This is a genomic window from Hathewaya limosa (genome assembly GCF_030815255.1).
GTDB lineage: Bacteria > Bacillota > Clostridia > Clostridiales > Clostridiaceae > Hathewaya > Hathewaya limosa.
This window is the reverse complement of record NZ_JAUSWN010000002.1, coordinates 65,735-79,512: the sequence shown is the minus strand read 5'-3', so window position 1 is coordinate 79,512 and position 13,778 is coordinate 65,735. Positions and strand designations below refer to the sequence as shown.

9 protein-coding genes are annotated in these 13,778 nt (G+C 27.9%); 5 read left to right on the top strand and 4 right to left on the bottom strand.

The window, feature by feature from the left end:
• The first annotated feature begins 6 nt into the window (after positions 1-6).
• A complete protein-coding gene (locus QOZ93_RS01735; RefSeq protein WP_307354875.1) occupies positions 7-1,497 on the top strand; it encodes a C69 family dipeptidase in 1,491 nt (496 codons plus the stop codon).
• 43 nt (positions 1,498-1,540) lie between these two features.
• Complete coding sequence (locus QOZ93_RS01730) at positions 1,541-2,404, top strand: hypothetical protein (protein WP_307354874.1); 864 nt, start codon at positions 1,541-1,543, stop codon at positions 2,402-2,404.
• A 104-nt stretch (positions 2,405-2,508) separates the two neighbouring features.
• Here QOZ93_RS01730 and QOZ93_RS01725 read toward each other — a convergent pair whose 3' ends face one another.
• The 3 genes from QOZ93_RS01725 to QOZ93_RS01715 all read right to left on the bottom strand — a co-directional run bounded on the left by QOZ93_RS01725 (position 2,509) and on the right by QOZ93_RS01715 (position 6,142).
• Positions 2,509-3,582 carry an NAD(P)H-dependent flavin oxidoreductase gene (locus tag QOZ93_RS01725; protein WP_111944204.1) on the bottom strand — a complete coding sequence of 358 codons (1,074 nt, stop codon included), beginning with the start codon at positions 3,580-3,582 and terminating at the stop codon, positions 2,509-2,511.
• Positions 3,583-3,733: 151 nt separating this feature from the next.
• Positions 3,734-5,092 (bottom strand): YjiH family protein, encoded by a 1,359-nt coding sequence (locus QOZ93_RS01720; RefSeq protein ID WP_307354873.1) that lies wholly within the window; start codon positions 5,090-5,092, stop codon positions 3,734-3,736.
• Positions 5,093-5,560: 468 nt separating this feature from the next.
• Positions 5,561-6,142, bottom strand: coding sequence for a DUF2238 domain-containing protein (locus QOZ93_RS01715; protein ID WP_307354872.1), 582 nt, complete (start codon positions 6,140-6,142; stop codon positions 5,561-5,563).
• A 129-nt stretch (positions 6,143-6,271) separates the two neighbouring features.
• On the opposite strand from QOZ93_RS01715, the gene QOZ93_RS01710 reads away from it, so the two are divergent.
• The 3 genes from QOZ93_RS01710 (at position 6,272) to QOZ93_RS01700 (ending at position 12,830) form a co-directional block, all read left to right on the top strand.
• Entirely contained in the window at positions 6,272-7,603 is a 1,332-nt protein-coding gene (locus tag QOZ93_RS01710) for an MATE family efflux transporter (RefSeq protein ID WP_307354871.1), read from the top strand.
• 32 nt (positions 7,604-7,635) lie between these two features.
• Positions 7,636-10,863: a DEAD/DEAH box helicase gene (locus QOZ93_RS01705; protein WP_307354870.1), complete on the top strand. Its 3,228-nt coding sequence runs from the start codon at positions 7,636-7,638 to the stop codon at positions 10,861-10,863.
• 368 nt (positions 10,864-11,231) lie between these two features.
• Positions 11,232-12,830, top strand: a complete 1,599-nt coding sequence (locus QOZ93_RS01700) for a ClC family H(+)/Cl(-) exchange transporter (RefSeq protein ID WP_307354869.1) — start codon at positions 11,232-11,234, stop codon at positions 12,828-12,830.
• Positions 12,831-12,895: 65 nt separating this feature from the next.
• Here the strand turns inward: QOZ93_RS01700 and QOZ93_RS01695 are convergent, their stop codons facing one another.
• Positions 12,896-13,759, bottom strand: coding sequence for a hypothetical protein (locus QOZ93_RS01695; RefSeq protein ID WP_307354868.1), 864 nt, complete (start codon positions 13,757-13,759; stop codon positions 12,896-12,898).
• Positions 13,760-13,778 lie beyond the last annotated feature (19 nt).

Here is a 13,778-nt window from a genome sequence, read left to right as displayed (position 1 = left end):
TTAAATGTGTTAAGAAAAAAAATGCTAAAATTACTTTGTATGACAACTGTAACTACAGGATTATTAGTAGGAACATCTATTATGAGTGCATCAGCATGTACAACTGTAGTAGCAGGAAAGAATGCAACTGTAGATGGATCAACTATTAATGCACGTAATGAAGATATGAGCACAGCTTGGACTAAAAGATTTATAGTACATCCTCACAAGGTTAATAAGGAAGGAGATATGTATATATCAAAAGCGAATGGATTTACATATCCACTCCCAAAAGAGAGCTTTAAATATACAGCTACTCCAGAATGGGATACATCAGATGGAGACTTTGAAGAAGCTGGAATTAATGAATATGAAGTTGCAGTAAGTTCTACTGAAAGTGCAACAGCAAATGATAAGGCACAAGCGGCAGATCCTTTAGTAGAAAACGGAATAGATGAGGATTCTGTTAATTCAATAATACTACCAAGAGTTAAAACAGCACGTGAAGGGGTTAAACTTCTAGGTAAAATAGTTGAAGAAAAAGGGGCAACTGAAGCCTATGGAGTTATAATTTCAGATCCTAATGAGGTTTGGTATGTAGAAACAGGTTCAGGGCATCAATGGGTAGCCCAAAGGGTTCCAGATGATTGTTATGCTGTTATTCCTAACATATTGGTTATAGATAAAGTTAACCTAGAGGATACTAATAACTTTATGGGATCAAAAAATCTAATAAAGTTTGCAGAAGAAAAAGGTCTGTATGATCCTAAGAAGGATGGAGAATTTAGCTTTAAAAAGGCTTATGGAACTGATAGCAAAAAAGATTACAAATATAACTACCCAAGAACTTGGTTAGGTCAGAAAATTTTAAGCCCATCTGTTAAACAAGAAATAGGAAGAAATGATTATAAATTGTTTATGAAACCTGATAAGAAAATTTCTGTTGAGGATGTAGCTAAGGTATTAAGAGCCCATTATGAAGGTACAGAATATGATTGCTATGGAAAATACAAAAATGAATATAGAACAATTAATGCAGAACATACAATGGAATCACATATACTTCAATGTAGATCGAATCTACCTAAGGGAGTAGGAGGAGTGCATTGGATAGCATTAGGTGTACCAGAAACAAGTGTGTATGTACCTTTTTATTCAGGAATAACAGAAACACCAAAGGCATATCAAATAGGTACGAATACACCAGATTATAAATCAGCATATTGGACATATAGAAGAACTGGAGTTTTAACAAAACCATATTATCACGATTATTTAGGTAGAATAACAAAACCTATATTAAGGGCAGAGGAACAAATGATAACTAAAAAGCTATATGAAACAGATAATTATGTAGCAGAACTTTATAATAAAGACCCAAAAGCTGCCGAAGAATATATGACAAAGTATTGTGATAGAATTGCAAACTATTGTATAGAAAAAACTCAAGATTTAAATAAGAAATTAATTAAAGAAACTACTAAGAAGACAAATGTTAATCATAATAAAGATTTATAATTAGATTAATAAGAGTTTTATCTATATAGGGGGTAAAATTAAAATGAATAAAAAAAATGTTAAGGTTACAGGTGGAATATTAGCAGGAATTACAATGTTTACAGGTATTGGGGTTACACCAGTTTGGGCTCAAGGTAATTCAGATACTATATATAATAATGGATTTAAGGCAATGCAAAAAGCCAAAAATGAATGTACTCAAGAGTATATAAATAAAGCTAGATTAGCAATAAAAGAGATGACAAATCATGAAGAATTACAGTTTGCAGTTGGTGAATTTTCAAAACAAGTAGATGTAGCTCAACAAAAGTTATTTCAAAAATTCTATAATATATTATATACACAAGAAAAAGGAAAAATCACTTTAAAAAAATCATTAACACAAGAAGAAGTTAACAAAGCTAGAGGACTTGTAAAATCATTTGCAACCTATGAAGGAAATAAGGCCTACATTTCATCTTGGAGTTCTGCAGTAGATAACTTCCAACAAAAAATTTATAATGATTCTGCCGCGAAAGTTATACAAGAAATTAATAACTTACCAAGTCCATGTTATACTGAATTAAAAGATGAAGAGGTTGTTAATAAGGCAACAGAAAACTTTAATGCATTATCAAAAGAAGTACAAGCTTTAGTTACTAATTATAGTAAGTTAAAGCAATCACAAGATGTTATTAAGGCATATAAAGAGGCAAAAAATTCTGTTGAAAATGATTTTGAAGTGGCAGAAAAAGTGTTTAATGAAATTAAATCACTTCCATCAAAAGAAAATATAAAGATATCAGACAAGGATGACATATCAAAGGCAAGAAAAGATTATGATAAATTAACAAATGCTCAGAAATCTTTAGTCGGAGATATAACAAAACTAATAGATCTAGAAGAATCAGTAAATAATTTAAAATAGGTTTTAGGATATTAATTAATAGTATACTTTTACTTGATTTATTCTTTAGGGGGTAAGTAAAAGTATACTATTTTTATTACTAAAAATAAGTTATTAAGAAACAGTTAATTAATAATAGCAACTTCATTAATCAGTTCTGTTAATAATTCTTTTACAGTGATAATTTTATTGGTTTTATAAGCATTACTTCCACAGAATATAAGTCCATTATCTATATCACCGTTTACTGCATTTATTAATGCTTCTGTAATACAGTAAGGTATGGTATTAGGATCACAATGATTAAGACAAGAGTAACATGAAGTTATTTTTTTGTTTTGCTTAGATATATTATTTATAAAGTTATTAGCAATAGCTCGTCCTGGCATACCAACAGGGCTTTTTATAATCTGTATATCTTCCTTATTACAGCTAATATAAGCTTGTTTAAAATTTATATGGGCATCACATTCCTCAGTGGTAACAAATCTAGTACCTAATTGCACACCTGAAGCACCGAGATTAATAGCTTTATAAATATCTTTACCATCATATATTCCACCAGCAACAATAAGAGGTATATCTTGATTATACTTTTTCTTGAATATAGTTATGGTTTTTAGTATTTTTTTTATCTCATGTTCAAATGTTAACATGCTATTCGCTAATTCATCTTCTTTAAATCCTAGATGTCCACCAGCCTTAGGACCCTCTACAATTATTGCATCTGCAGTTCTATTATAGTGCTTATCCCACATCCTAAGTAAAACAGAAGTGGCTTTTTCAGAAGATACAATAGGTATAATTTTTACGGGAGAGTTTTGGCATAACTTGGGTAAGGTTATAGGTAATCCTGCTCCTGATATTATAGCTTGTGCCCCTGACTCTATTGAGGTTTTGACTAATTCATCATAATTTTTTGCAGCACACATTATATTTACTCCAATAATTCCTTTACCGCAGGCTTTTTTTAGAGCTGTTTTTATATGATATTTTAATGCTCTTAGGTTTGCATTTAGTATATTTTTTCTAAAATCTATTTCTTTAAATCCTATTTGTGCGGCGGAGATTACACCAAAGCCTCCGTTTAGAGCTACAGATGAAGCTAAGTTGCTTAAGGAAACCCCTATTCCCATTCCGCCTTGAATGATTGGTAATTTTGCTTCTAAGCTTCCTAATTTTAATGGTTTTAAATTCAATTTTATTACCTCTCTTTACTAAAAAAATAGTTTGATTATCAAAGTAATTTTTAATAATTATAACATATTTTAAGGGCTTAGACCATATTATTATGAAAATTATCTAATAAAAAAGATGCAGAATTAAAATCATTCTGCATCACGTAAATTATTAAAATAAAAAATGGGCAATTAAAGATATTATTGGTAAAGTTATTAAGGTACGTTCTAAGAAGATTATTATAAGATCTTTCATAGATACAGGAATTTCTGAACCGATTAATAAACCACCAACTTCGGACATGTATATTAATTGAGTTACTGAAACACATGCAATTACAAAACGAGTTAACTCACTATTTATCGTACTTCCTATAACAGTTGGTAAAAACATATCGGCAAAACCAACTACTAATGTTTGAGAAGCATGAGCAGCTTCTGGAATTTGTAAAAGTTTTAATAATGGTATAAATGGTATACCAAGCCAACGGAATATAGGTGTATATTGAGCTAAGATTAATGCTATTGAACCTATAGTCATAACTACAGGGGCTACACCTATCCACATATCTAAAACATTTTCAATTCCTTCTTGTAATATTTTCACAAGACTAGTATTCTTTGATGCTCTTTCTACAGCTTGGTCTACCCCCCAGCTAAAAGCAGTATGTCCTTCTGGAATAGCTTCTTTTACTTGTTGAGTTTTATTTAGGTGAAAAGTATCAGCTTTTTTAGATAATGGCGGTATACGAGGCATTATTATAGCAGCAAAAATACCAGCAAATAATATAGTTAAATAAAAAGGTACAAACATATGGGCTAATTTTACTTGAGATAGAACAACTAAACTAAATGTTATTGATACAAAAGAAAAAGTAGTTCCAATAACAGCAGCCTCACGTTTTGAATAATAACCATCCTCATATTGTTTACTAGTTAATAGAACGCCAATTGTACCATCACCAAGCCAAGAGGCAATACAATCTACGGAAGAACGTCCAGGTAAGGTAAATATTGGACGCATAACTTTAGTTAATAAAGCACCGAAAAATTCTAAAAGGCCAAAATTTAAAAGTAAAGGTAAGAACATACCTGCAAATAAGAAAACACAAAATAGTATTGGAAGTAAATCAAATAATAGTAAGCCACCAGTATCATTTGAAGAAATCCATTGAGGACCAACTTTAAAGAAGGTACAAACAGCAAAAGCTGAACCTAGGATTCTCATGGTAAACCAAACAGGTGTTACATTAAGTAATTTATTTAAAAAAGAGTTATTTACTATAAAGTTAGGTTTAAATAATTTTGATATTACACTACCTATAAGAGAAATACAGATAATAACAGTCATTATAAGTGGTAGGTAAGTAGAAATTAAGTTTAGTAAATAATTTGATAAAAAGGCTACAGGAATAGTAAGTTTTCCACCTAATTTCATAGGTATCATAAAAAATAATACTCCTATAAGCGAAGGAATTAAAAATTTTAGGATTTCAATAGCGGTATATTTTTTCTTGGGTATATCTAACATGTTTTTTCCTCCTAATATGAGCTAGTACTTTGTTAATAAAAATACAAAACATAATAATAAAACATTAATAAACACTAAAAATATACAAAAATTATAATTAATTTAATTATATAACTAATAATGTTATTAAATCAATTAAACAAACTCTAAAAAATACAGTAGATCTTATAAGAGATGTCGATTAACAAATAATAATTAATTATTTCTAAGAATTAGTACGAATTTTGTAAAAAACAGAGTGCAATGAATTAATATGCAAATAGTATTAATATGTTAATACTATTTTAATACTTTTTAAAAAAAAATCAAGATATTTATGCAATAAACTTGAATAAATATTCATAAATTAAATTACCTTATACTATATAATTAAAATACTAATTGTTAAAAATTATACTAATTGGAAATGAGAAAATTTAAATTAAAATAGCGGATATAGTTTTAAAGTTATATTCGCTATTTTAAGTATTATTTTTTTATATTTAAGAAGTGAATTGAGCAATCTAATAAGGCCCCAATAGTACCCGCAATAATATCACACATAGTATCCCAAAGACTATTAAGTTGAGAATTTAAACCTAGAAGTTGGTCACCGGAAAATTCAAATATTTCCCACATGCCAGCACAGGCTACGGCAAAGAAAAATGCAAAAAGTATTTTTAAATATGGGTTTAAAGATTTATTTATATATTGAGAATTCAAGGATAAGAGAATTTGAAAACCTAATTCAGCTAGTACTAGGCCTGACATTGAATGTAATAATATATCCCACCAATAAAAACGACTATAAAATCCACCAATTTGACCTAAATACATAGAACAAAAAATAAATAAATCGCAAAAAAAATACAACAAATTGTTTATTTTAACTTTAGAACGTTTTAATACTTGATTTGCAGTTAGAACTGTTAAGAGTGTAAGGATTGTGGAAAATAATTTTTGCGAATTAAAAAATATGATGTAATATACAAAAAGAATTATACCTAATATGAATAGGAAGTTTTCAAATATATTTTCAAAGGAAAAATTACTGTTTTTAATATCTTTCAAAAAAACACCTCCCTTTTAGTTAACTTAAACATCATATATAATAAATATTATGTTTAAAAGTTTGATTATAATTCAATTTTTAAATTAATATGTTGATATATTAAAATTTAATAAATACGGAGGATAAAGATGGAGAATACATTATTGAGAGATGACATCAGGAAATTATTTTTTAGGTATATAATACCATCCATTATAGGTGTTTTAGTTAATTCTTTATATGTAATTGTTGATGGTGTTTTTATTGGTAATGGAGTAGGAGCGGTGGGCTTGGCTAGTGTAAATATAGATTATCCAGCCATATGTTTCAATATTGGAATTGGATTATTATTAGGTATAGGAGCGGCTACTGTAATTTCTATTAAATTAGGTGAGGACAAAAAAGAAGAGGCTAAGAAGGTGTTAGGAACTTCTATATTTTTAATGATAATTATAGGGATTGTAATTACTATAGTAGGACTTATATTTTTGGAACCTTTGATGAGGTTCTTTGGTGCAGAGGGGGATGTTCTTAAACTAACTAAAGAATATACTACAATAATGTTTTTGTTTACTACATTTCATATTTTATCATCAGGATTAAATCCTATTGTTAGAGCGGATGGAAATCCTAAATTGTCTATGGGGGTATTGGTTGCAGGTGCCTTAATAAATATATTTTTAGACTGGCTTTTTGTTATGAAATTAAATATGGGTATAAGAGGAGCAGCAACAGCAACAGTTATAGGGATAAGCCTATCAGCTAGTTATCTTTTATATTATTTCTTTAGTGATAGAGCAAATATAAAAATAAATTTTTCTTATTTAAGGATAAATCATAATACATTAAAATCAATAATGACATCAGGAGTTGTTTCTTTTTTTACTCAAACTTCATTAGGAATTATGTATTTAATTCAAGATAAACTTTTATTAAAATATGGGACAATTATTGATGTATCTATTTTTGCTATTGTTGCATATATTTCTGTGATTTTTATTCAGATACTTTTAGGAATTGCACAAGGAATACAACCTATAGTTGGGTATAATTATGGAGCTGGTGAGTTTGACAGAACTAAACAAACATTAAAGTTAACTATAATTGTGAATTTAGTCCTTGGAATACTAGGATTTATATTGGTATGTATATTTAATAAACAATTAGTTTTGGTTTTTAACAATAATCCTCAGGTGGTTAAGATAGCCAGTAAAAGGTTAATAATATATTTAAGTTCTTTACCAGTATTGGGAATAGTAGTTATTATGTCAAGTTATTATCAAGCTACTAAAAACGATATTTTTGCAAATATATTATCAATTGCTAGGTGGTATGCTTTTTTAATTCCATTATCATATATTTTATCAAAGTTTTTAAGAGCGGAAGGTATTTTCTGGGCTCAACCTATTTCTGATTATTTATCTTTAATATTAGTTGCGATTTTATACATAGTAGAAAAGAGGCTCAAAATTAATAATTAGTTAATGGGTTAATTAAAAGAAAGGAGATAAAAATGGCACTCTTGAATAATGGGCTTATAAATGATTATTGTGACATTTCAACCTATAAAAATGGTCTAAAATATTATGAACAGGATTATGTTGTTGATTTGTCTTATGAAAATGAAGGTGATAGAAGTATAGCTATAAAGTCAATGGTTCTTTCTGCTAATGTATATAGTGAATATCTAACAAAATTTACTGTTCATGATAAAAGTTGCGATATAAGTGATTATAATTGTACGTGTGAACAGTTTGCTAAGAAAAATAAGGTCTGTAAACATATAGTTGCATCTTATTTAAAATTTATAAATGAAGTAAATTTAAATGAATCTTCTTATTTGGATGAAATACTAAGAGTCTATAAGAAACCTTTTAATTTTGAACAGAACATAAAAAAGCATGAATTAAATTTAGATATAACTTTGTTTAATACATCTATAGGAGAAATACAGAATTTTGTTCAGTTAAAAGTAGGAATAGATAAGTTATACATTGTTAAAAGTATGAGGGATTTTTTAAAGGCATATTATTTTAAGCAACCATTATTTTTTGGAAAAAATTTTACCTTAGATTTTAAAAAAGCCAAGTTCTCTAAAAATGATAGTGAGATATTAGACTTATTTGTTCAAATACTAGAAATAGAAGAAAGTCTTACATCCTCACATTCTAGTATTATAAGTAGTAATAAACAGTTAGTTAATGGTAAAAAAGTTTATCTGATAGATAGTGACTTAAAAAGATTTCTAAAACTCATAGGAAATAAAAGTTTTATACTAGTTTTGCCTATAGGAGAGTACCAAAATGTTAGGTATATAGAAAATTGTAAAATAGAATTTTCTATAGAAAAAGAAGGTAATAATATTCTTTTATATCATAAAGATAATAATTTAGCTTATCCTTTGACTAGGGATGTAAGTTATTTTTATTATAATGGAAATGTATGTAGTTTAAGAGGACATAAAAGGGAATTATATGAAGCTCTTTATAAATCTATCATTGAAAGTAAAGGGTGTAAACTTACAATAGATGAAAGTCATAAAGGGGATTTTGCATCTTTTGTATTTCCTAAACTAAAGTCCTTTTCTGAGATAGAAATTAAGGACGATTTAGCACAAGAATTTTATAAGGAAGAATTAAAAACAGAAATTTATTTAGATAAAGAAGGGGAAAGCGTAAGTTTAAAAATTATATTTATTTATGGAGATATAGAAATAAATCCTTGTGAAGATGAAAATCTTTCAAGTGATAAAGGAATATTAATTAGAGATGCTGAGCAAGAGCTAGAAATTTTAAATTTAATTAATATGTATGATTTTAAACAGAGAAAAAGGGACTTTATACTAAGTAATGAAGAAAATATAGTTAATTTTTTGGTAAAAGGATTAGAGATTTTTCAAAATAGATTTCAGGTATTTTATTCTGATAGTTTTAAGAGTATTAGGGTACATGATTCTAAAAGTTACAAGTGCAGTTTAAGAATTAATAAAGAAGATATGTTAGAGTTTTCATTTGACATAAAGAATGTAGATAAGAATGAGCTTATAAATATATTTGAGGCTTTACGAGAAAAAAAGAAATATTATAAGCTTAGTAATGGAGATATTGTACTTTTAAATGAAAAATTCTTAAAGAGTGTAGGAGATATTATAGAGTATTTAGATATTAGTCCGGAGGAATATACTAAAGAAGTCATAAAATTGCCGAAATATAATTCCTTATATATAGAACAAAAGCTTAACGATTTAGATACATATATTAGTAAGAATAAAGAGTTTATTAATGTTGTATCTAGTTTAAAAGAAGTAAAGGATATGGATTATGCTATTCCAATAGAATTAGATGATGTATTACGATCTTATCAGAAAATAGGATTTAAATGGTTTAAAACATTATCAGAATATGGCTTTGGTGGAATATTGGCAGATGAGATGGGACTTGGTAAAACTCTTCAAACCATAGCTTTTCTAACTTCAGAACGAGGAATGGGAACGTCTCTAATAATTTGCCCTACATCTTTAGTTTACAACTGGAAAGAAGAGATTGAGAAGTTTTCCAATAAGCTAAAAGTATTAATTTTTAATGGTAATAAGGAAGATAGAAAAAAAGAAGTTAAAAATTTTAAAAATTATGATGTAGTTATAACATCTTATCCTTTGGTTAGAAGAGATATAGAACTTTATAGACAATTTAACTTTTTATATTGTATTTTAGATGAGGCACAACAAATTAAAAATCCAGTTTCACAGAATGCACTAAGTATAAAGGAAATCCAAGCTAAAAATAAATTTGCATTAACTGGAACTCCAATTGAAAATAATTTATCCGAGTTATGGTCTATTTTTGATTTTATAATGCCTGCATATCTTTTAAATCATAATAAATTTTATAGTAGATATGAAGTACCGATTTGCAAGGATAAAAATGAAGATACTAATAAAGAATTAGGAGATAAAATAAGACCTTTTATTTTAAGAAGATTAAAAAAAGATGTTATTAAGGAATTACCACCCAAGATATATAATAATATTTTAGTTGAGATGAGCGATGAACAGAAAAGATTATATATGTCTTATGTACAAGGATTAAAAAATGAGATACAAGAGGAAGTAGAATTAAAAGGTATAAATCAAAGTAGGTTTAAAATTTTAAGTGGATTAACTAGATTGAGACAAATATGTTGTGACCCATCTGTATTTATAGAAAATTATATAGGTGGAAGTGGAAAGCTTGAATCTTTTTATGAACTTGTAGAAAACTGTTTAGAAGAAGGACATAAGATTTTAGTGTTCTCACAATTTACCTCTGTTTTAAAAAATATAGCATATGGATTAAAGAATATAGGAATAAGATATTTATATTTAGATGGAGCTATAAAATCAGAAGAGAGAATGAGATTGGTAAGAAAATTTAATGAAGGATGCAGTGAAGTATTTTTAATTTCATTAAAGGCCGGAGGTTCTGGATTAAACTTAACTTCTGCTGATGTTGTTATTCACTTTGATCCTTGGTGGAATCCGGCGGTAGAAGAGCAGGCAACGGATAGAGCACATAGAATAGGGCAAAAAAATACAGTGCAAGTTATAAAATTAGTATCAAGAGGAACTATTGAAGAAAAAATTTTAAATTTACAAGAAAAGAAAAAGAAAATTATTGAAAATGTTATAGGTGATGAAGGATTAACAGAAAATCTTATTAGTTATATGACTATTGAAGAAATAATGGGGTTATTTACCCTATAATTGAAAATTGACAAACAAAATATTGTAGAATATAATAAAAACCGTAAAAAATACCCTAGCAATATAAGAAGAAGTTTTTTAGTATAAAAACATATCAAGATAAGTTATATTCGACTTAATAGGAAAAAATCCTGATTCAGGTAAATCGTGTAACATTGAGTTTATTAAGCCTTAGCATTGTTGTTAAGGCTTTTTTACATGGAGGCTAAAAGGATTGATCATGTTAGGTTATATATGTTTTTTATAATTAAAGTTTGTAGAATTATATAATAATATTTTAAGTATAAATATTATGTATAAACTTTTAGACATTATGAATGTTTTTAGAAGTTGATAGGGGATATTATAATAGAAGGAGGAGGATTAGCTTGGAAGAAAGTAATAAAAATTTTACTACTGAAGGATCTACTAGTAGACTTTACCATACTTTACATGGTTTAAAGTTAAGAGTGCTTTTACAAGGAATTTTAGTAGGAATATTTTCAGGTCTTGTAGTTGTTGCTTATAGAGTATTACTTGGAAAAGCAGAATCTTTTACAGGTAATATGTATAAATTTTTAGCATGTCATAAGATGTATATTCCTTTAGGCGTGGTAGCACTTATAATTGCAGGATATGTTGTAGGAATATTAGTCGAAAAACAACCTATGATAAGTGGTAGTGGAATACCTCAAGTAGAAGGAATCTTAACAGGATATTTTGAAGTATCTCCAGTTAAAATTCTTATAAATAAATTTGTTGGTGGGGTAATAGCTGTTGGATCAGGATTATCATTAGGAAGAGAAGGCCCATCAATTCAATTAGGAGCCAGTTGTGGACAGATAGTATCTAGAATCTTTAAAAGACCAAAATTAGAGGGTAGATTTTTACTTACTAGTGGTGCTAGTGCAGGTTTAGCTGCTGCATTTAATGCCCCTTTTTCAGGCGTTATATTTGCATTAGAGGAAGTGCATAAAAATTTCTCACCTGTCGTATTGCTTTCAGCTATGTCTGCATCAGTAACAGCGGACTTTATAACTAAACAATTTTTAGGAAGAAAACCTTTATTTGATATGGTAGGGGCAAAGCCTTTAGCAATGATACCTTTTAAATATTATGGACTATTAATTATTTTAGGTATTATATTAGGATTGGCAGGTGCATTTTATAATTTTGTTCTTTTAAAAACTCAAGATTTATATGGAAAAATTAGTTCAACTAGAATAAGAATGATAGTACCATTCTTATTTGCTATATTATTTGGACTATTATGTCCAGAGGTTTTAGCTGGTGGACACGGAATAATACAGGGGTTATTAAGAGAACAGATTGTATTAAAGATGGCAGTTATCTTTTTAGTATTAAAATTTATATTTTCAATGATTAGTTTTTGTTCAGGTTCCCCAGGTGGAATATTATTTCCGTTATTAGTTTTGGGTGGATTAATTGGAACTATATTTGGAGAAGTGGCTGTTAAGATATTAGGAATTAATCCTCAATATTTAACTACATTTACAATATTATCTATGGCAGGTATGTTTACTTCAATTGTAAGAGCACCTATAACTGGAATTATGTTAATCTGCGAAATGAGTGGTTCTTTTACTCATTTATTGACAGTTACAATAGTGTGTGCAGTAGCTTACTTAGTTGCAGATCTAATAGGTAGTACACCTATTTATGAATCTTTACTTGATAGAAATATAGAAAAGGCTAATGGAGTGCCTCATAATAAGGAAAAAGAGAAAATTTTCATAAGATATATAGTTCATCAAGGATCAGCTATTGAAGGAATGTTATTAAAGGATGTAAAAATTTCTCATGATGTTTTAATAGTCTCAATAGAAAGAGGTGAACATGAGATACTTCCTAAAGGAGATACAAAATTATTAAGGGGTGATTCCCTTTTAATATTAGTTGATGTTGATAAAGAAACGGTGGTAAGAAATCAACTAGAAGAATTATGTCAAAAAATTAAATATGAGTAGTTAAATATAAAAAGGACTATATTATTTTAGAAAAGCTATTTCCAATTTAATATAGTCTTTTTTATTTATTGGTTTTCAACTAAATGAAGATTAAAATCTAAAGGTGTTGGACCTGAATTATTATCTGATTTTAATAAAATTGTTTTTTCATAGGAATACAATCCCATATCTTCTTTAAAAACACGAGTTTCTTTATAAGTATTACTAGGATAGTTAGGAATATTATTTATTATGGTTTCAATTTTTATTAAAGTTTTATTATCGGAATCCTTAAATACATTTACTATAGTACTAGTAGCTGTATAAGTTTTCTTATCAATAATTAAGTTTTCACACCAAGAGTTACCAACCTTTATAGGACCTTTAATCAATGTTTGAGATGATGCTATAGGTTGCCAATGATATATAGGAGAATTTTTAGTAAAAACTTTAATCTCATTGTTTGAAATTTCATAGTTGTATTCTACTGTAGAATTTTGGTTGCCTTTTTCACTCATATTATTTAGGGCTCCCTTAAGTATAATATTAGTTTTTCCAGAACTTTTTAAAACTTTATTTACTGTAATGGTCTCCATAAATTCTGCTGTACCTGAGTAATTTAAAACTTTTCCTTCTAAATTCGGAAGAAACTTTGTTAGTGGAAAAGTTGTATCCTTTATTTCTGTAGTATTATTAGGAGACTCGGTAGTAGATTTCGTGTCTGATTTTTGTGTGTTATTTGAAGTATTAGGTTCGGATTCATTTTTAACATTATTTTTATCAGTAGCCTTTTTAGTTGATATATTTGCATTAGCTGAATCAGAACCAGAAGGATTTTTATAACTGAATGAGTTTTTTATATAAAAATAAAATATAATGCTTGTTAAAATAAGTATAATCAATATTAATATGGTAATTATAGTATATGTATGTGTTCTAGAGTTCTTCATATATCTCCTTCTTTCTATT